16 protein-coding genes and 1 tRNA gene are annotated in these 18,969 nt (G+C 71.1%); 5 read left to right on the top strand and 12 right to left on the bottom strand.

All coding sequences use genetic code 11. The annotated features are described in order from the left end of the window. Nucleotides 1-37: 37 nt before the first annotated feature. On the top strand, nt 38-1,417 hold the full coding sequence (locus CX1_RS00480) for a chorismate-binding protein (protein ID WP_060925130.1): 1,380 nt from the start codon (nt 38-40) through the stop codon (nt 1,415-1,417). Between the two features lie 55 nt (nt 1,418-1,472). Here the strand turns inward: CX1_RS00480 and CX1_RS00475 are convergent, their stop codons facing one another. The 3 genes from CX1_RS00475 to rsmI form a co-directional block, all read right to left on the bottom strand. Then, the gene (locus CX1_RS00475; RefSeq protein WP_082718947.1) at nt 1,473-3,191 is read right to left on the bottom strand and encodes a BCCT family transporter; all 1,719 of its coding nucleotides are present in this window, start codon (nt 3,189-3,191) and stop codon (nt 1,473-1,475) included. A gap of 10 nt (nt 3,192-3,201) precedes the next feature. Further along, on the bottom strand, nt 3,202-5,025 hold the full coding sequence (locus CX1_RS00470) for a BCCT family transporter (protein ID WP_082718946.1): 1,824 nt from the start codon (nt 5,023-5,025) through the stop codon (nt 3,202-3,204). 227 nt (nt 5,026-5,252) lie between these two features. After that, nucleotides 5,253-6,233, bottom strand: coding sequence for a 16S rRNA (cytidine(1402)-2'-O)-methyltransferase (rsmI, locus tag CX1_RS00465; RefSeq protein WP_255217616.1), 981 nt, complete (start codon nt 6,231-6,233; stop codon nt 5,253-5,255). 38 nt (nt 6,234-6,271) lie between these two features. Between rsmI and CX1_RS00460 the strand changes: the two genes are divergently transcribed. After that, nucleotides 6,272-7,948 carry a dolichyl-phosphate-mannose--protein mannosyltransferase gene (locus CX1_RS00460; protein ID WP_244465420.1) on the top strand — a complete coding sequence of 559 codons (1,677 nt, stop codon included), beginning with the start codon at nt 6,272-6,274 and terminating at the stop codon, nt 7,946-7,948. On the opposite strand, the gene CX1_RS00455 is transcribed toward CX1_RS00460, so the two are convergent. The 7 genes from CX1_RS00455 to CX1_RS00425 form a co-directional block, all read right to left on the bottom strand. Continuing rightward, complete coding sequence (locus CX1_RS00455) at nt 7,949-8,761, bottom strand: zf-HC2 domain-containing protein (protein WP_060925129.1); 813 nt, start codon at nt 8,759-8,761, stop codon at nt 7,949-7,951. A 13-nt stretch (nt 8,762-8,774) separates the two neighbouring features. Beyond that, complete coding sequence (locus tag CX1_RS00450) at nt 8,775-9,179, bottom strand: DoxX family protein (protein ID WP_046649889.1); 405 nt, start codon at nt 9,177-9,179, stop codon at nt 8,775-8,777. A 95-nt stretch (nt 9,180-9,274) separates the two neighbouring features. Continuing rightward, nucleotides 9,275-9,347 (bottom strand) — tRNA-Ala (locus CX1_RS00445). Between the two features lie 99 nt (nt 9,348-9,446). Further along, nucleotides 9,447-10,835: a divisome protein SepX/GlpR gene (gene sepX / locus CX1_RS00440; RefSeq protein ID WP_046649890.1), complete on the bottom strand. Its 1,389-nt coding sequence runs from the start codon at nt 10,833-10,835 to the stop codon at nt 9,447-9,449. A 201-nt stretch (nt 10,836-11,036) separates the two neighbouring features. Beyond that, nucleotides 11,037-11,660, bottom strand: a complete 624-nt coding sequence (locus CX1_RS00435) for a GNAT family N-acetyltransferase (protein ID WP_244465421.1) — start codon at nt 11,658-11,660, stop codon at nt 11,037-11,039. A 41-nt stretch (nt 11,661-11,701) separates the two neighbouring features. Then, complete coding sequence (glp, locus tag CX1_RS00430) at nt 11,702-12,952, bottom strand: molybdotransferase-like divisome protein Glp (protein ID WP_046649891.1); 1,251 nt, start codon at nt 12,950-12,952, stop codon at nt 11,702-11,704. Further along, nucleotides 12,952-13,965, bottom strand: coding sequence for a UTP--glucose-1-phosphate uridylyltransferase (locus CX1_RS00425; RefSeq protein ID WP_046649892.1), 1,014 nt, complete (start codon nt 13,963-13,965; stop codon nt 12,952-12,954). The genes glp and CX1_RS00425 overlap by 1 nt, the downstream gene beginning before the upstream one ends. A gap of 61 nt (nt 13,966-14,026) precedes the next feature. Here CX1_RS00425 and CX1_RS00420 point away from each other — a divergent pair, with 61 nt between their 5' ends. The 3 genes from CX1_RS00420 (at nt 14,027) to mscL (ending at nt 16,378) form a co-directional block, all read left to right on the top strand. Beyond that, nucleotides 14,027-14,845 carry a 5-formyltetrahydrofolate cyclo-ligase gene (locus CX1_RS00420; RefSeq protein WP_082718944.1) on the top strand — a complete coding sequence of 273 codons (819 nt, stop codon included), beginning with the start codon at nt 14,027-14,029 and terminating at the stop codon, nt 14,843-14,845. A 188-nt stretch (nt 14,846-15,033) separates the two neighbouring features. Next, nucleotides 15,034-15,543, top strand: a complete 510-nt coding sequence (locus CX1_RS00415) for an SAF domain-containing protein (RefSeq protein WP_060925128.1) — start codon at nt 15,034-15,036, stop codon at nt 15,541-15,543. Nucleotides 15,544-15,901: 358 nt separating this feature from the next. After that, on the top strand, nt 15,902-16,378 hold the full coding sequence (gene mscL / locus CX1_RS00410; RefSeq protein WP_046649893.1) for a large-conductance mechanosensitive channel protein MscL: 477 nt from the start codon (nt 15,902-15,904) through the stop codon (nt 16,376-16,378). Nucleotides 16,379-16,781: 403 nt separating this feature from the next. Here the strand turns inward: mscL and CX1_RS00405 are convergent, their stop codons facing one another. Together CX1_RS00405 and CX1_RS00400 are read right to left on the bottom strand one after the other, a co-directional pair. Next, nucleotides 16,782-17,372, bottom strand: a complete 591-nt coding sequence (locus CX1_RS00405) for a MogA/MoaB family molybdenum cofactor biosynthesis protein (protein WP_046649894.1) — start codon at nt 17,370-17,372, stop codon at nt 16,782-16,784. 130 nt (nt 17,373-17,502) lie between these two features. Further along, the gene (locus CX1_RS00400; protein WP_052753096.1) at nt 17,503-18,912 is read right to left on the bottom strand and encodes a S1C family serine protease; all 1,410 of its coding nucleotides are present in this window, start codon (nt 18,910-18,912) and stop codon (nt 17,503-17,505) included. Between the last annotated feature and the right edge of the window lie 57 nt (nt 18,913-18,969).

The following is an 18,969-nucleotide window of genomic DNA, read 5'->3' as shown; positions in this document are numbered from 1 at the left end:
GCCCGGGCCGGTTCGCGCGCCCGCTACCATCATCGGCGTGAACCCGACGCCCGCCCAGCTCGTCGCCCATCTCGCCGCCACCGGTCGTCGGCCGGCGGCGCTGGTCGGCGACTGGTTCGGGCACGCGGCGGTGGTGGCGGTGGATTGCGCGCCGCGCCCGGTTGCGGGTCGCGGGGCATCGGCTTTTTCGCTTGACGACGCCCCCTCCCGCACCTCGTCACCCGATTCGGACGAGTGGCGTTTCGGTTGGTTGCCGTACTCCGGGAAGGCGTTTTCCGCGGAGACGAGGGACGTCCTCTTCTATGACGTGCCCGCCGATGCCGCCGCGAATGCTGACGGAGCCTCCGACTCCCCCGCCGCGGGCACGTGGTCCGTGGCGCCCGGCGCGTCCGCCGAACTGGCCGCGGAGCTGCCCGCCCTCCTCGCCGACGCCGCCGCGTTCGCGCTGCCCGAGGATCCCGCCATCGCGTGGGACGCCGGCGATCGCGCCGCCCACGAGCGCGGCGTGCTCGACTGCCTCGACGCCATCCGCGCCGGCGACGTCTACCAGGCGTGCCTGTCCACGCGGTTCCACGGGACGGTCGAGCCGGCGCCCTCCACGTCGACCACGGCCCGCACCAGCTCCGCGCCCGATGCAGCTACGCCATTGCCCTCCACCGTGTCCGGCACCACCCCGAATCCGACGGTGATGGCCGCTGCCGGGTGGTGGGCGCGCCGCGTCGTCAAGCATGGGCCCGTGCGCGCGGCATTCCTCGCCGGGATCGACGCCGACGGCCGGGACATGGTGGTCGCGAGCCTGAGCCCGGAGGAGTTCCTGGTGCGCGATGGCTCGACGGTGCGGGAGTCGCCCATCAAGGGCACCATCCCGCTGACTTCCGACCCGGCGGAGCTGGCCGCCTCGGCGAAGGACGTGGCGGAGAACATCATGATCGTCGACCTCGTGCGCCACGACCTCGGCCAGGTCGCGGTGACCGGTGGCGTGCGCGTCACCGACCTGCTCGCCGTGAGGCCCGCGCCCGGCGTGTGGCACCTGGTGTCGGAGGTGACCGCGACGCTTCCCGACGCCCTTCCGCACCCCGACCTCATCGACGCCTGCTTCCCGCCCGCCTCCGTGACGGGCACGCCGAAGATCCGCGCCGCGGAACTGTTGTCGGAATGGGAGCCGGTCGCGCGCGGCGTGCATTGCGGGGGCGTTGGCGCGGCGGTCGGCGACCGGCTGGAGCTCAACGTCGCCATCCGCACCGCCGAGTTCCGGGGCCCGGGCCCCCTGCTTGACGACGCCGATGCCCGCTCCCCGCATCCGGCCCCGATCACCGTCGAAGCCGGCGTGGGCGGCGGCATCACCATCGACTCCGACCCCGCCGCCGAATGGGACGAGATCCTGGCGAAGGCCGCGCCGCTGCTGCACCGCACCTGACGGACGGCACCCGTCCGCCCACGAGTGGCGGCACGGGAGCCACGGCGCACGCTCGTCAGGACCGTGGCTTCGCCTTCCGCGCGGCCTTCTCCCGCGCCCGCTGCTCGCGCATCATGCGCAGGTGCACCTTGCGGGAGGCCTTCTCGTCGAGGCGGCTGGGATCGTTGGCCACGCCCCGAATCAGCGAGACCAGCAGCGCGATGACCACCAGCAGGAACGGCGAACCCGCGACGATGATGATCGTCTGCAGCGACGACAGGATGTCGGTGCCGCCGGACAGGAGCATCGCCACGGCGATGAGGGTGGTCATCAGGCCCCACACCCCCGTCACCCACGGGGTCGGGTTGACGCGGCCGCGCTGGCTCATCGTGCCCATCACCGTCGACGCGGAGTCGGCGGTGGTGATGAAGAACGTCGCCAGCAGCACCATCGTGAACACCGACACGATGCCCGGCCACGGCAGCTCGTCGATCAAGGCGAACAGCATGGCCTCGGCGGTGCCGTCGCCCCAGATCGACCGGCCGGTGCGCTCGAACTCGATGGCCGTGCCGCCGAAGATGGAGAACCACACCAGCGTCAGCACCGACGGCACCACCACGATGCCGACGACGAACTCGCGGATGGTCCGCCCCCGGGAAATGCGGGCGAGGAACATGCCGACGAACGGCGTCCACGACACCCACCACACCCAGTAAAAGATCGTCCACGAGCCCAACCACTCGCCGGCGGTGCCGTCGGCGGACGCGGCGGAGCGCGACGTCATCTCGAACAACTGGTCCAGGTACGAGCCCAGCGCCATCGGGATCGAGTCGAGCTGGGCGACGGTGGGCCCGGCGATGAGGACGAAGGCGCCGATGGCGGCGGCCATCCACATGTTGAGCTTCGACATGATCTGCACGCCGCGGGCCACGCCGGACATCGCCGACACCAGGTACCCGATGGACAGCACTCCGATGACGGCGAGCATCACGCCGACCCCGGGGTCGGCGATGACGCCGGTGGCCCGGAAGCCCTCGGAGATCTGCGACGCCCCGAGCCCCAGCGACATGGCGGTGCCGAAGACGGTGGCGAAGATCGCCAGCACGTCGATGAGCTTGCCCAGCCAGCCGCGGGCGCGGCGCTCGCCGATGAGCGGGGCGCACGCCGCGGAAATCAGCTGCGGCCGTCCCATCCGGAACGTCGAGTAGGCGATCGCGCCGCCGACGACCGCGTACGTCGCCCACGCCACCGGCCCCCAGTGCAGCAGGGTGTGGGCGAACGCGTCCTCGGCGCTGCCGGGCGCGTGGCCGGGCACGCCGTTGCGGTAGTGGAACAGCGGTTCGTAGCCGCCGTAGAACAGCAGGCCGATGCCCATGCCGGCGGCGAACATCATGGCGATCCAGCCGCCGGTGGAGAACTCCGGCTTTTCGCCGTCGCGGCCGAGCCGGATGTGGCCGAAGGACGAAAACGCCAGAGCGAGCATGGCCACGAAGAAGACCACGGCGGCGATGATGAAGGCCCAGCCGAGCTTGCCGACGAGCCACTCGAAAGCCGCATTCGACGCCTCGCCGAAGCCGCCGGGCGCCGCGATGGCCCACACCGCGATGGCGAGCACGAGGATCAGCGCCGGGGCGGCGACGCCCCAGTCGATGGCGCGGGCGCCGGTCTCTGCGCCGGAGCGCCCGCCATTCGGATCGTCCGGCCCGGCACCGGCGCCTGGGCCGGTTGCGGTGTCGGAGCCGGAATCGGGTCCCGCATCGCCCCGGGGTTCGCGCCCGGCGTCGTGCCCGCTCATCGTGCCGCCCCTACTTCTTCGGGGCGGTGGCGCCGCCCTTGGCGGCCTTGGCGGCCTTGCCCGACTTGCCCGGCTTGCCGGACTTGATGGTGCGGCCGGTTCGCGCCGCCCGGCGCCCCTCCGCGGCCGCGGCGATGCGCCGCTCGCGGGCCAGCTTCAGGGCGAATCGGCGCTGCTCCTTGTCGTCGAGGTACAGCGGGTCGTCGGAAAGCCCCTTCACCAGCGCGAACATGAGCGCAATGATGACCAGGACGAACGGGCTCGCCGCGAGGATGGTCACGGACTGCAGGTTCGACAGCGCATCCTCGCCTCCCGTGAGCAGGAGCACGACGGCGATGAGCGCCGTCGAGATGCCCCACATCGCCGTCACGGGGCGCGCCGCGTCGAGCCGGCCGTTCTGGCTCATGGTGCCCATCACCGTCGACGCGGAGTCCGCGGAGGTGATGAAGAACGTCGCCAGCAGGATCATCGCCACGAACGCCGCGATGCCACCGCCCGGGAACGAATCCAGCAGAGTGAACAGCTGCCCTTCGGCGGAACCGTCGCCCCAGATCGACTGGCCGATCTGCTCGAGGTGAATCGCCGAGCCGCCGAAAATGGCGAACCACACCAGCGACACCAGCGACGGCACCAGCACGACGGAGAACACGAACTCGCGGATCGTGCGGCCGCGCGAAATCCGCGCCAGGAACATGCCCACGAACGGGGACCAGGAGATCCACCAGGCCCAGTAGAAGATGGTCCAGCCCGACAGCCACTCGCCGGCGGTGCCATTGGCCGAGGCTCCGGTGCGCGACGCCATCTCGAAGAACTGCGACAGGTACGAGCCGGCGGCGGTGGGGATGGTGTTGAGGATGATCACCGTTGGGCCGACGACGAGCACGAACACCGCGAGAATCAGTGCCGCGATCATGTTGAAGTTGGAGATGTACTGGATGCCCTTGCTCACGCCCGACAACGCCGAAACGAGGAACGCCAAGCCCAGCACGATGATGATGCCCAGCATCAGCCACGTGCCCGGGTTCTCCACCAGGCCGGTGTGCTCCAGGCCGGCGGTGATCTGCAGGACGCCCAGGCCGAGCGACGCGGCGGTGCCGAAGACGGTGGCGAAGATCGCCAGGACGTCGATGAGCTTGCCCAGGAACCCCTCGGCGTTGCGCACGCCGATGAGCGGGATGAACGCCGCCGAAATCAGCTGGCGCCGCCCCAGGCGGTACGTGCCGTAGGCGATGGACAGGCCGACGATGGCGTAGATCGCCCACGGGTGCAGCGTCCAGTGGAACATGGTCGTGGCCATGGCCGTGCCGACCTCGTTGGGCTCATGAGCGGGCACGCCGTTGCGGTAGAACGTCAGCGGCTCGGCGACGCCGTAGAACATCAGGCCGATGCCCATGCCCGCGGCGAACATCATGGCGATCCAGCTGACCGTGGAGAATTCCGGCTTCTCGTCGTCGCCGCCCAGGCGGATGTGCCCGAACTTCGACAGCGCGACGCCGAAGATGAAGAATACGAAGACCGTGCCGGCCAGGACGAACAGCCAGCCGGTGTTGTCCACGACCCAGCTCAGCGCGGACGAGGCGAAGTTCGCGAAATTGTCCGGCCAGATCAGTCCCCACGCGACGATGGCCAGAATGAGGCCGACGGCGGGAACGGTGACCCCGAGGTCGATGCCGGAGCCGGACCGCCCGTCGGGGTCCTCGCCGGGCAGGTCGTTGTCGGCGATGGCGGGCGGCGGGACGACGGCGCCCGTCGCCACGCCCGCGGCGTCGCCGAAACCGGAGTCGAGCCCTTCTCTTCGGTCTGCTGGTCCGTGTTCACGGTCAGAGGTGGTCATATAACCACCATGGCGGCCCTTGACCTGCGATTTCAAATGTGAATGACGTAAATCTCAGGTTTTTCCCAGTTTCGGCACCGCTTTACGACGGCCCGCCCCCGCCATCCCCGCCGGTCAGACCAGTGCCTGGTGGGCAATCGTCACAATTGGTTAACGATATGCGGGCCAAGACCCGTCGGCTAGCCAAATGGGGGCACGCTCCGCCGACGCGCGGGCCCTGCCCTTCCTCATTCTTCGCCCGCGTCCCCGGCGGCGCGGGCGTCGAGCACGGCCTGGTACAACTCGCGGTGCTTGACCAACCCGGCGGTGCCCGCGACGGAGCGGCACGCGTCCTTGAGCCGATCGCCGCCGGCGACGCGGAACTCGACCTCCTCGACGAGGTCCTCGGGGTTCACCGGCGCACTGGTGACGCCCGCACCCTCGATGACGACGGTGATCTCGCCGCGCACCCCGCCCTCGGCCCATTCGGCGACCTCGTTGAGCGTGCCGCGGCGGGTTTCCTCGTACATCTTGGTCAGTTCGCGGCACACGGCCACGCGGCGGTCGCCGCCGAGGACGTCGGCGGCCTCGGCCAGCGTGGCGGCGATGCGATGCGGGGACTCGAAGAAGCAGCATGCCCGCTGCTCGGTGGCCAGAGACTGCAGCCACTCCCGGCGGGCGCCCTGCTTGCGCGGGGCGAAGCCGTCGAAGATGAAGCGCCCCACCTTCAGACCGGACAGCGCCAGGGCTGTGGTCACCGCCGACGCCCCGGGCAGGCACGTCACGGGCAGCCCCGCATCGTGGGCGGCGGCCACCACGGCCAGCCCCGGGTCGGACACCACGGGCATGCCCGCGTCGGTGACCACGAGGACGCGGTGGCCGGATCGGGCGGCGTCGAGAAGCTGCGCGATGCGTTGCTCCTCGTTGTGGTCGAAGTTGGAGACGACCCGGCCGCGGATCTCCACGTCCAGCGCCGACGCCAGCTGGCGGGCGCGGCGCGTGTCCTCGGCGGCGATGAGATCGGCCTCCGACAATGCCGCGCGCAACCGGTCGGTCGCATCGCCGATGTTGCCCAGCGGCGTCGCGGCCAAGGTGATGCCCGGCTGCAGGACCCGGCCACCGGAGCGTGCGGGCTCCCAGTCCGCCCGATCATCCCCCCCTGCTCCGGGGAGATGGCCCGTATCGGGGTCATCCATCGGGGTGTGCGGGGTCTCGCCGTGGGAAGCCATGGACGCGATCCTATCGGCCCTTGCCTATCATCGGGGTCGTGACCCAGCCCCCGCCCGAGCCGACGAGTGACGGTGCCGCGCCGGATCCGACTCCGGCCGACGCCGCGGCCCCGGCGACGGCGGCTGCGACTCCGCCGTCGACGACGACTGCGACGGCGACGGCAACTGGCCCGGCGACGACGACGCGGGTGAGGCGGCCCAAGAAGCCCAAGCGCCCCAAGGAACCGAAGCAGCCCAAGCGGCTCCGCGTCCCCGTCCGCTGGACGCCGTGGGACACGCGCGTCTTCGCGGTCCTCGGATTGGTCGCCGCGATCTCCCGATTCGTCGGCCTGAGCTTCCCCACCGACCAGGGCACCCCCGTCTTCGACGAGAAGCACTACGTCCCGCAGGCGTGGCAGATCCTGCGATCGACCGGCGACCCGATTTCCGGCGGCATCGAGGACAACCCCGGCTTCGGCCTGGTGGTCCACCCGCCGGTGGCGAAGCAGGTGATGGCCATCGGCGAGTGGCTGTTCGGCTACACGCCGCTGGGCTGGCGCTTCATGTCGGCGGTCGCCGGCGTGCTGGTGGTCCTGGCGATCATGGACATCACCCGCCGCCTGTCCGGCTCGACGCTGGCCACGGTCGTCGCCGGCGTGTTGGCGATCGCCGACGGCGTGCTGTTCGTGTCCTCCCGAATGGGCATGCTCGACATCATCCAGACCGCGTTCATCCTCGGCGCGGCGTGGGCGCTGACCGTGGACCGGGACCAGGTTGCGCGGCGGCTGGCGGCCGGTCCGTTGCCGCTTGACGACGACCTGGGCCCTCCCCTGCCCTGGCGCTGGTGGCGATTCACGGCGGGGGTCCTGTTGGGGCTCGCCCTCGGCGTGAAATGGTCCGGGCTGTATTACATCGCGGCGTTCGGGTTGCTCAGCGTGTTCGCCGATCTGGTCGACCGCAGGCGCGCGGGCGTCGGAAAGCCGACGCTCGGGGCACTGGCCCGCGACACCGTGCCCGCCCTGGGGCATCTCGTGGCGGTGCCGCTGGTCGTGTACCTGCTGTCGTGGCGCTCGTGGTTCGCGGAGGAGACGTCGGTGTACCGGCACCTCGCCGAGGACCAGCGCGACACCGGCATCCCCGGCACCGGGTGGCTGCCCGAGGCCGTGCAGAACTGGCTGCACTACCAGCGCGGCGTCCTGGAGTTCCACGGATCGCTGACGACGTCCGGCGGCCACGAGCACCCCTGGGAATCCAAGCCCTGGGAGTGGCTCTGGTCCGGTCGACCGATGCTGTACTACTCCACCGAAACGACGTGCCTGGGCGGCCGCGAATGCAAGGGCTGGCTGATGCTCTTCGGCACCCCGCCGATCTGGTGGCTGCTGGTCCCCGTCATGGTGTGGGTGGTCTACAAGTGGATCGTCTGCTTCGACGGCCGCTACGCCCTGCCCGCCGTCGGGTTCCTGGCGTCGTGGGTGCCGTGGGTCATCGCCCACGACCGCCAGATGTACTTCTTCTACGCCACCGCGCTGATCCCCTTCGTGATCGTCGCCATGGCCCTCATCGCCGCCGACGTCGCCCGCTGGCGGCCCAGGGGGCGCGCGGTGGGCGTCGGGCTCGTGGCGGCGCATCTGGCCGTCGTGGTGGCGGCGTTCCTGTTCTGGCTGCCGATCATGACCGGCATCCCGCTGCCGCTGGAGACCTTCGAACTGCGCCTGTGGCTGCCGAGCTGGAAGTAGCTACTCCAACTCGCCCGGCAGTCCCCGGACCGGACGGCCCGATGCCGCCCGCCACGCCTGGGCCATCGCCGCCGGCGTGTACCCGCCCAGCCAGACCAGACCCAGCGCGATCGCCGACACCGCCATCAGCGCCAGCGCCGCGACATCGGTGAACTGCAGGGTCCCCAGCACCAGATCACGGGTGGCGAAGCCGATGGAGAACATCGCCGCAGCGCCGTATACCGGCGTCATGCCCATTGCGGCGCGCGGCCGCCACGCGGCCCAGAACATGCCGACGGCGAAGGCCATGCGGATCGCGGCGGCGTCGACGGACGGGGCGACCATCTCGTCGAGCGCCTCGGCCGCCGCGGCGGCGGCCTCGCCCGATTCCGCGCCGACCGATGCCGCGGCGCCGGCATCGACGGCGGCCTGCGTCATCGCGCCACCGGCGCCGAGCAGCAGCTCGACGCCCCACGCGAAGTGCAGGACGCCGAGTACCACCAGCAGCACGCGCGCGGACCCCGCGATGAAGAGCCACGTGCGCTCGCGCCGGCGACGCTGCGGCTCCACGGTGGACAGGATGCGCTCCGACAATGCGGCCATGTCGGCGGCGTCGGGAAGCGCGGTGCGGCCGCCCGGGCCACCGGCGCCGGCGGACGCGCCCTCGGCGGCCGGCCCCATGAGCAGGGAGCGGTTGAGCGCCACGGCCTTCTCGAACCACGCGCGGCACTCGTCGCAGGCGTCGAGGTGGGCGTCGACGACGTCGTCGTCGGCACCGGACGGCTCCCCGTCCAACCGCGCCGACAACGCGGCGCGCACGTCCTGGCAATCCATCCGGCCCCTCCCCTTACCTGGTGAACATCCGGTCGAGGCTCGCCCGGCCGGAACCGAACGCCCACACCACCACCAGGCCGCCGATGAGCGACAGCGCCAGCTCCGCGCCGTCGTCGCGCATGAACAGGCCATTGCCCAGGTGCACGGCCCACAGCGCGCCGAGCATCTCCACGATCAGCACGGCCGCCACCGCCGGGGCCAGCAGCCCCAGGATCAGCAGCGCACCGCCGACCAACTCCACGATGGCCACCAGCCACACGGTGATCTCCGCCTGCGGGATGCCCGCCGCGACGAAGTACCCGGTCGTCTTGTCGACGCCGGTGATGAAGATCTTGTCCCACCCATGGGAAATGAAGATCACGCCCACAATGAGGCGGAGAACGAGCAACGCTCCATCGCGTACGGCGGGTCGGTCCATGGGATGAAGGATAGCCGGGGTGCTCCGAGCGCGAAAAAGGGCCCTTCCGAACCCCTTCGGAAGAACCCTTGTCGCTGACACCCGGGTGTCGAGCGTGGAGCTAAGGGGAATCGAACCCCTGACCTTCTCGATGCGAACGAGACGCGCTACCAACTGCGCTATAGCCCCTCGCGCACACACGGCCCCGGATTCCGGCGAAGGTACCGGGACCGCGTCTGCGACGAAAGCAACTTTAACAGCCCCACCCCGGGGGCCAAAATCAGCAGGTCACTGACCCGCGGCCCGCCGGATGTCCTCCTCCGGGAACTCGTACGTGGCGTACGGAAGATCCGCGAAATCCGGGTCCTCGTCGTCCAACTCGACGACGACGGCGCCGGGGCGGCGCAGGCGCTCGGGGACGCCGAGCTCCTCGTCCTCCGAGTTGCGCACGCCAAGTCGGGCCATCTTCATGCGGCGGATGCGGCGGGCCCGCAGCTCGTTTTCCGCGATCACCGTCCGGCGCAGGTACACCAGGTACAGCACCATCAGACCGGCACCGGCCAGCGGGACCCACCAGGTCCAGCCACCGACGAGCGCGCCCAGGATCACGCCGACGACGATGAAAGCGGCCAGCACGCCGACGCTGCGGCGGCGACGGGCGAAACGGGTCTCGGAGTAGCGGGCGTCCGACACCGGGTCGAAGCCGCCGCGGCCACGGCGGCGCTCGGCGAAGGCCAGGTCATCGTCGGTGAGGGTGTCGTCGAAGTCGTCGGCGTCCCCGGCTCGCTCGACGGAATCGGCGGTGGTGCCGTCGGAGTCGCCGCGGGCCTCGTCGTCATCGATCAGCGCCGCCTCATCCCTGTCCGCGGCCTTCGCCGCGCCGTCTGAGGTGGCGGCGGCATCCGCGTCATCGGAGTCGGCGGTCGCGTCGGCGCCGGTGCCGGAGTCGGCGGTGACGGCGGTGGCGTCGTCCACCACGAGGAAGTCCTCGGGCGACAGGTACGCGCGGACGTCCGCGGCATGGGCGTCGGCGACGGAGCGGCGCTCGGCGGTGCCATCGGCGCGCTCGGCGTCGGTCTCCGCCTTCGTCACGGCGTCGGAGTCCGCATCGGAGTCCGCATCCGCCCCTGAATCCGAGTCGGCCGCTGCGGCGACGCGGCCGTCGTCGTCAAGCGAATCCGCGGCAGAGTCGGAGTCGGCCTCGTAGTCGGAGCCGGAGTCGCCCGGATCATCTGCGACCGCCTCATCGTCGAGGGACTCGGCCGTGCGCGCGCCGGACGCACCCGGCTCGAGCTCGTAGACCACGTCGCCCTCGACGACCGCGGGCACGTCGGCCCGGGCGTCGTCGAGGTCGTCGATGAGGATGTCGTCGTCCAGATCGCGCGCACGATCCGCGCGCCGCCCGGAATCACGGTCGGCGTCGCGGGCATCGTCGAATTCGGCGTCGACGGTCTCCAGCGACTCGTCGACCTCCTCGTCGGGGGTGCGGACGTCGCGCTCGGACAGCGTCGGGCGGCGGCGGCGCGTCGCCACCGACTCACCGCCCTGGTGCAGCAGACGGGTGCGGCCGAGTGCCTCGGACGTGCGCCGGATGGGCTGCCTCGTGTTGACCACCAACGGTGCCAGCACGAACAGCCACACCACGACGATGAGCACGAGGAGCAGAGAGCTCGACATGGTCGGGATTCCTCCTGTCGTCGGAAATGTCCCCGGGTGCAGCAGGCCCTTCCCCGACCTGGCATGGGTTTGGACCAACGTTAACCCCCGCCGGCGGCAATGCGGCCCCGCCACGCCGAACCTTTCGCGAGGCAACCATCGCATGTCCGGCGGGGTCCGGGCCCCGCGCGGCGGGTCCCCGGCGAATGCGGCGGGTGCGGGTCACTCGCCGTCTTCGCGCAGCTTTGCGACGACTCCTCCGGCGACCAGCCCGTCCACCGCGCTGCCCTGCGACGCCAGACGTTCCAGGAGCAGGTGATCGCGCCACGCCCCGTCGATGTGGAAGGCCTCGCGGACGACGCCGACTTCGCGGAAACCGCAGCGTTCCAGCACCGTGCGGGAGGCCGCGTTGTCGGCCAGGACGGTGGCCTCGATGCGGTTCATGCCCAGCGCCGCGGCATGGTCGCATGCCAGGGCCAATGCGGCGGTGGCGACGCCTCCTCCCCAATGCGCCGAATGCACCCAGTACCCCGCCCAACACGTGGCCACGGGGAAGGGCCGGATGGAACCGAGCGTGATCTGGCCGGTGAAACGGCCGTCGAGCTCGATGGCCGCGGTGGCGGCGTGGCCATCCGCTTCCGCCGAGCGCGACCGGCGCAGCATCGCGCGGAAAGCCCGCGGCGAATTGGCGCGGTCCCAGTCGTCCGGGCCGGTGGGCTCGACTGCGCGGAGGATCTCCCGGTCGGCGTCACGGGCGGCGCGCCATTCCTCGGAGTCGGAACGGCGGATGGGCCGCAGCCGGACGATCCCGGCGCGGGTGACCAACCGCTGCGAACGCATCTCCATGACGTGACCCGGCCCCTACTTCGATCTCGACCCGCGGCCGACTAGGCCTGGCGGGCCAGGAACAGCACGTCGACGATGTCGCCGGGGCGGACGTGGGTGACGTCGTCGGGCACGACCACCAGGCAGTTTGCCTCGGCCAGGCCCGCGAGCAGGTGCGCCTGCGCACCGGTGGCCCCGCCGAACGGCTGCACCAGGTACTCGGAGGTCTCGCGGTCGCGCATGAGCTGCCCGCGGATCAGGCCACGGCGACCGGGCACGGACTCGACTGGCGCAATGGCGCGGGCGGCGACGGCGCGACGGCGAGGATTGCCCTTGCCCAGCGCGATGCGGATCAGCGGGCGGACCATGACCTCGAAGACCACCAGCGCCGACACCGGGTTCGACGGCAGCAGGAACGTGGGGATGCGATCGTCGCCGAGCAGACCGAAACCCTGGACGGAGCCGGGGTGCATGGCCACGCGCTCGACGTCGATCTCGCCCATCTCGGACAGGACGCGGCGCACTTCGTCGCCGGCGGCGCCGCCGACGGCACCGGTGATGACCAGCAGCTCCGACTTGATCAGCTGGCCCTCGATGATCTCGCGGATGCGGCGCGGCTCGCCGGCGGCGATGCCCACGCGGTGGACCTCCGCGCCGGCGTCCCGGCCCGCGGCGGCCAGCGCGTAGGTGTTGACGTCGAAGACCTGGCCGAGGCCCGGATCGCGGTCGATGTCGACCAGCTCGGCGCCGATGGAGATCACCGACATGCGCGGGCGCGGGTGCACCAGCACCTTCGAGCGCCCCACGGCCGCCAGCAGGCCCACCTGCGCCGGGGAAATCACGGCGCCCGCGGATACGGCGACGTCGCCGGGCTGCACGTCATCGCCGACGCGGCGGACGAAGTCGCCCGACTTCACGGCGCGCAGCGCGGTGACGCGGCGCTCGCCACGGTCGGACCAGTCCAGCGGCAGCACGGCGTCGGCAAGCGTCGGCAGCGGGGCGCCGGTGTGCACGCGCACCGCCTGCTTGGGTTGAAGGCGCATCGGGTGATGCGAACCGGCGGACACCTCGCCGACGACGGGCAGGGTCACCTCGTCGAACTCGGCGAGCGTCTCCCCCGACTCGCCGCGCACGTCGACCGCGCGGACGGCGTAACCGTCGATGGCGGACTGCACGAACCCCGGCAGCGGCCGCTCGGCGACGACGTCTTCGGCGCAGAGCAGCCCCAACGACTCGGAAATCGCAATGCGCACCGGCGCGGGCATCGCCGCATTGGCGGTGATGGCCGCGAGCTGCTCCTCGACCGAACGCATCAGGCCTCCCCGGCGCCCTTCGCGCCCGCGGCGGACTCTTCGTCGCAGAAGTCGGGCGAATCGCCCTGCGGCAGGCGGCGCTCGAGGTAGCGGCGCAGGCTCTTGCCGTAGGCCGGGTGGCGCAGGCCGAAGTCGACGCACGCCTTGATGAAGCCGCCCGGGTTGCCCAGGTCATGGCGGAAACCGTCGTGGATGACGATGTGCACCGGGTGCCCCTCGCGGATGAGCAGCTCGATGGCGTCGGTGAGCTGGTATTCACCGCCCTTGCCGCGGTCGATGCGGCGCAGCGCATCGAAGATCGCGCGGTCCAGCAGGTAACGGCCCACGGCGACGAAAGTCGACGGCGCTTCTTCCGGCGCCGGCTTCTCCACCATGCCGCGCACGCGCTTGACGTCCGCTGCGGTGGTGCCGTCGGCGCCCTCCTCCGGCTCCTCGATGTCGAAGACGCCGTAGTTGAACACGTCCTCGCGCGGCAGCTCCAGCGCGCACAGCACGGATCCGCCGTATTCGGCGCGCACGGCGGCCATCCGCTCCATCACGCCGAGGGGCAGCACCAGGTCGTCGGGGAGCATGACGGCCACGGCCTCTTCGTCGTCGTCGAGAAGCTCCTCGGCGACCAGCACCGCATGCCCCAGCCCCAGGGGCTTTTCCTGGACCACGCCTTCGACGGCGATGACCTCGGGGGCGCGGTTGACCTTGTCGGCGATGTCGTCCTTGCCGCGCTCGCGCAGCGTCTCCTCCAGGTCGGGGCGGGGCTTGAAGTGCCCCAGCACGCCGTCCTTGCTCGGCGCGGTGACCACGGCCAGGCGGGAGGCGCCGGCGGCGGCGGCTTCCTCGGCGATCATCTCGATGCCGGGCGTGTCCACCACGGGCAGCAGTTCCTTCGGCACCGTCTTCGTGGCCGGCAGGAACCTCGTGCCCATGCCGGCGGCGGGGACGATCACCGTGCGTGCGGCATCACGTCCGGTGGCGTCGCTTCCGGCGTTGTCGAGGGCGTCGTGCGGAGTGGTCATGCGGCCACCCTACCGACTGTCGCGGCCACGTCCCGGGAGGCCAGGCGGTAGTGTCGCGCACATGGAGAAGGGGCTCGAGACGGCACGACACCGTAGTTCGGGGCGGGGTTCGCTGGACTCGCCGAAGGTTGCCTTGCGACGGTCGCTGCTCGCCGCCCGCAACGCCTCCGACCCGGCGCTGCGGTCCGCGGACGATGCCCGCCTCGCCGAACGCCTGGTCCGCTGGGTCGCGTCGCGGATCGGGACGGGTGCCGAGGCGGGTGCAGCGATGGAGGCAGAGGCGGACGCACCGGCGGATGCGGAGACGCGTGCGGCACGGGGAACCTCGCGGGAGCCGCGCCCGGTGACCATCGCCGCGCACGTGCCCGTCGACGTCGAGCCCGGGGCGACGTCGTTGACCCCCGATGCCTTCCTCTCCGCCTTGGCGCGGATCGACGGGATGCCGCCGATCCGGCTCCTTCTTCCCGTCTGCCCTCCCGGGCCGCCGGCGGCTCTGCAATGGGCGGAATACGCGGCGGGCTCGCTGGAGCCGGGCAAGTACGGCCTGCCGGAACCCACGGGCACCAGACTGGCGCCGGAGGCCATCGCCGAAGCGGAGATCATCGTCGTGCCCGGGGTCGCCGCCAACCGATCCGGCATGCGGATGGGCCGCGGGGCCGGCTACTACGACCGCAGCCTCGCCCACGCGACGGGCCTGGTGGCGGTGATCCTGCACCCCGGCGAACTGGTCGACGACGTGCCGCACGACGCCCACGACCTGCCCGTGGATGCGGTCATCACCGCCGATGAAGTGGCCGAACCCGAACCGCGTACACCGAGGAGTGCACCCGCCGAAAATTCGACGGAACCGAACCCCCGCCGGGCGCGTCCAATGAAGTGACGGAAAAGTTGCGGGGAGGACGGGGGCGGAACATGGGGACGAGGATCGGCGGAGGACTCGAAAGGGAGGGCCACGGACGAGAGCGGCGGGGCGCGACCGACACGGCGGGCAATCGCCGGCCACGGCGGTTTCCGCCGCGGCGGCGTCGCCAAGCGGCCGCGCTCGCTTTGGCGGCGGCGGCGATGCTGGTGGCCGCGCAGGATGCGCTCGGAACCGACGCCGGAACCACCGTGGCCGTCGTCGCCGCCCGCGACGTGGCGCCCGGCGCCCCGGTCGGTGACGGGGACGTCACCGAGGTCCCCCTTCCCGACGACCACCTGCCCGACCAGGCGATCCTGCGGGCCGAAGATGCGATCGGCAAACTTCCCGCGGGGCCGCTCACCCGCGGCGAGGTGCTCACGGAACCGAGGTTCGCGGGCATGGCCCTCGCGGAATCCCTCACCGGCACCGCCGACGCCCACATCGTCGCCGTCGCGCCGCGAGACTCGGGGCTGACGCCGATGCTGCGCACGGGCGACGTCGTCGACGTGCTGGCCCCCGGGCCGGAGGCGGGGTCGGCGCGACCGGTGGCCAATGGGGCGCGGGTCGTGCTCGCCGACGACGACGGCGTCGTTCTCCTCGCGCTGCCGCCAGGAGCGGCGGCCACCGTGGCGTCGGCGGGACTGGACCTGCCATTGACGCTGGTCCTGTCCCGGTGACCCGGCCACCCCCGAACCCGATCGGGACTTGGGCGGCCCCAAAATGGTCGGACGCCCGACCAACTCCGGCCTATGCCAACAAAGCGTTACACATATGAAGCCAACGTCATCCTCGACGACCTGGGCAGACGATGCTCAAACGGGCATCCGCAAATCAATCGGGCAAACCGGGCAACGAAACACAACCCCGGATATTGGCCACCATGTTCAATAATGCGCCCCGGACGACCGGGAAACGCACTGGTCACCGGAGGTAAAATCCCCCTCCGGATGTGACGTTCACCCCAGGGGGATGCATTTCCGGTGATGACCGATTATGTTGTGTTCCGTCAAGCTTCCGCTACGAAGGGAAAACACTATGCTCTCGGGCTTCAAAGAATTCATCATGCGCGGCAACGTCATCGACCTCGCGGTCGGTGTCGTCATCGGCGCCGCGTTCACGTCCATCGTGACCGCCTTCACCGACAACCTCATGCAGCCGCTGATCAACTCCATCGGCGGCACCAACGCGGCCGACGGCCTCGGCTTCCGCATCCTGTCGGACAACCCGTCCACCTTCCTGGACTTCGGCTCCGTCATCTCGGCCGCCATCAACTTCCTGCTCGTCGCCGCCGTGGTCTACTTCGTCATCGTCGCCCCGATGAACAAGTTCAACCAGCTGCGCGAGGCCAAGCTGGAGACCCCGGCCGAGACCGAGGTCACCGAGGCCGACCTGCTCACCGAGATCCGCGACCTGCTCGCGCAGCAGAACGGCACCCCGGACGCCGCCCTGAACAAGGACGTCGACGGTGACCTGCTCGACGGCCGCAACGACGGTGGCGCCCACCGCGCCTAAGACGCGAAGCGTCACGGCCCCTTCCCAGCGGAGCCGCGACGCGGATGCCGGGCGCACGCTTGCTCGGCACCATGCACGGGCCACCTGATCGACCCACGTGAAAACGGGCCCGCATCACGCGGACCCGACATAGGGCAAAGATTTCAGCCCCAGTGCGGCGGCATCTCGTCGCGCCAGAACCCCTCATCGAAATCCCGGACGTCTTCCGGGGATTCCGGTGGGGGGTTTCCCATGTCCGGCCTCGACTTCTTCCGCGCGAACGTCGCCGGTGCGGCACCGGCCCGACGGCGGGGCCGTCGGCGTCGTGACGCAGCGCCCTCGCCGGACCGCCCGGCCCGCTCATGATCCTCGGGCTCCCCCGGCCCGGTAGCCGCCCCGCCGGACGGCGTCCCCCCGGAGGCGGTCACACCCGCCACCTGCCGAGATCCTCGATGACGTGGGACACCAGCGGCCCCAGCGTCGCCATGCCGTCGCGCACGGCCGCGCGGCTGTCGGCGAGGTTGACCACCACGGTCGAACCCGACACGCCGGCCAAGCCCCGTGACAGCCCGGCCTCCGTCGAACCGGCCGCGAGCCCCGACGCGCGCAACGCCTGCTCGATGCCGGACAAACGACGGTCCAGTACCTTTCGGGTCGCCTCCGGCACCAGGTCACGCGGGCTGACGCCCACGCCACCGACCGTGACCACCAGATCCGCGCCACCGACGACGGCGGTCTCCAGGGCCTTGCGCACCTGGCGCTTCTCCGACGGGGACGCGACCACCGCATCGACGCGGTAACCGTCCTCCTCCAGCAACTCGACCATCAGCTCGCCGGTGCGCTCGTCCTCCGCTGCGCGATCGCCCACCAGGACGACCAGCGCACGGCGGGTCTGGGCCGCCACCGCGATCTCCCGCTCGATGGCCTCGAGGTTGCCCTCGTCCGGCTCCAAGTCGGGGGCCAGCACGTCATCGCCGTACTGCAAGCCCTGGACGCCGTTCTCCAATTCACCCATGTCGCACAATCCTTCTCCCGTTCCAATGCCCTCATGGGCCTGCCCTCGCGGGCAATCGACGACCGCCCCGGCCCTTCGCCGGGCGGGGAGATCCGGCCGTGCTCCGGCCAGTTTCGGTGGACGCCCGGGATCACTCCCCGGCGGCCTCCAGCGTGACGCCGATGGTGCGCTCGCCGCGCCCTTCTTCGTCCGTCACGGTCAGTGTGACAGTATCGCCGACCGCCCGCGACCTGATCGCGGCAATCAGAGCGACACCGGAGTCGACCCTGCGATCATCTACTTTCACGATCAAATCTCCGGCCCGCAAGCCCCCTCGCTCCGCCGCACCCCCGGGCGTGACGTCGCCGACCAGCGCACCCGGCAGAGGCGACCGCGTGTCGATGGCCGCGTTGATGGCCGGCATCTTCACCGACCCCTCGGCGATCAGCTCGTCGGCGATGCGGCGGGCCTGATTGACCGGGATGGCGAAACCGAGGCCGATGCTGCCGGCCTGCTGGCCCGAACCGCCGTTGGAGGCGATGACGCTGGGCACGCCGATGAGGTTGCCGTCCAGGTCGATCAGGGCGCCGCCGGAGTTGCCCGGGTTGATCGCGGCATCGGTCTGGATCGCGTCGATGACGGTGGACTCGCCCCCCTCGCCGGACACCCCGACGGGGCGGTTGAGGGCCGACACGATGCCCGACGTCACCGTCGACGTCAGGCCGAGCGGCGAACCGACGGCCACGACTTCCTGGCCGACCGCCACCTTCGACGAATCGCCCAGCGAGATCGGGCGCAGATCGTTGACGCCGGCGACCTTGATCACCGCAATGTCGCTGGGGCCATGGCCGGCGACGTACTCGGCCGGATGCGACGTGCCGTCGTTGAGCAGCACGGTCATCCGCGACCCGGGCTGGTCTGCTTCGGCGACGACGTGCTGGTTGGTCAGGATCAGGCCGTCGGAGGACAGGATCGACCCCGATCCGGACCCCGCGCCGCGCGGCGTGGTCACCTGAATGGACACCACGCTGTCCAACGCCGCCTGCGCCGCGGCCTCGATCGACCCCTCCGGCGCGGGCTCGTCGCGCGCGGCACCGGGCTCCTCGAGGGCATTGGTGACGTTCGACGATTCCTCCGTCCCCGGAGACCCCGACGAACCGTTGGTCACGATCGCGCCCGTCGCACCGCCGACCGCCGCGGAGCCCAGCATCAGCGCCGCGATGCCCAGCGCGCCGAGGCCCTTCGCCTTCTTCGCGCCGCCCTGCTGCTCGGCGCGCGGGTCTCCGTGGCCACCCGGACCGCCGGGGCCCGCAGGGGCGCCGGGGCCACCACCGAAACCGGTCGCACCGGCGGGGCCGCCACCGAAACCGGCTGCACCGACCGCACCGAACTGCCCGGTGTTGGCGGGATTGCCGGGCGGCCCCGCATGCCCGGATTGCCCGGGCTGCCCGGGATGGCCCGGATAACCCGAAAGCCCCGACGGAGAAGACTGTGCGTCGTCGCGCTCGGGACGGGCGTCGCCGCCGGTCCCCCAATTCCACCGGGGATCGTTGTTCGTCATGGAGGTAACCATGCCTCCCCGATCTGACAGAACGCTGAGAACCTTCTGCGTGGCGTC

Source organism: Corynebacterium xerosis NBRC 16721 = ATCC 373, from assembly GCF_001552415.1.
Classification (GTDB): domain Bacteria; phylum Actinomycetota; class Actinomycetes; order Mycobacteriales; family Mycobacteriaceae; genus Corynebacterium; species Corynebacterium xerosis.
This window is presented reverse-complemented; position numbering and strand designations above follow the sequence as displayed.

Coding starts and splice junctions, on each gene's coding strand:
- CX1_RS00455 (WP_060925129.1), bottom strand. CDS start 8,761: ATGGATTGCCAGGACGTGCGCGCCGCGTTGTCGGCGCGGTTGGACGGG.
- CX1_RS00400 (WP_052753096.1), bottom strand. CDS start 18,912: ATGACGAACAACGATCCCCGGTGGAATTGGGGGACCGGCGGCGACGCC.
- CX1_RS00475 (WP_082718947.1), bottom strand. CDS start 3,191: ATGAGCGGGCACGACGCCGGGCGCGAACCCCGGGGCGATGCGGGACCC.
- CX1_RS00435 (WP_244465421.1), bottom strand. CDS start 11,660: ATGGAGATGCGTTCGCAGCGGTTGGTCACCCGCGCCGGGATCGTCCGG.
- CX1_RS00470 (WP_082718946.1), bottom strand. CDS start 5,025: ATGACCACCTCTGACCGTGAACACGGACCAGCAGACCGAAGAGAAGGG.
- mscL (WP_046649893.1), top strand. CDS start 15,902: ATGCTCTCGGGCTTCAAAGAATTCATCATGCGCGGCAACGTCATCGAC.
- glp (WP_046649891.1), bottom strand. CDS start 12,952: ATGCGTTCGGTCGAGGAGCAGCTCGCGGCCATCACCGCCAATGCGGCG.
- rsmI (WP_255217616.1), bottom strand. CDS start 6,233: ATGGCTTCCCACGGCGAGACCCCGCACACCCCGATGGATGACCCCGAT.
- CX1_RS00450 (WP_046649889.1), bottom strand. CDS start 9,179: ATGGACCGACCCGCCGTACGCGATGGAGCGTTGCTCGTTCTCCGCCTC.
- sepX (WP_046649890.1), bottom strand. CDS start 10,835: ATGTCGAGCTCTCTGCTCCTCGTGCTCATCGTCGTGGTGTGGCTGTTC.
- CX1_RS00420 (WP_082718944.1), top strand. CDS start 14,027: ATGGAGAAGGGGCTCGAGACGGCACGACACCGTAGTTCGGGGCGGGGT.
- CX1_RS00425 (WP_046649892.1), bottom strand. CDS start 13,965: ATGACCACTCCGCACGACGCCCTCGACAACGCCGGAAGCGACGCCACC.
- CX1_RS00405 (WP_046649894.1), bottom strand. CDS start 17,372: ATGGGTGAATTGGAGAACGGCGTCCAGGGCTTGCAGTACGGCGATGAC.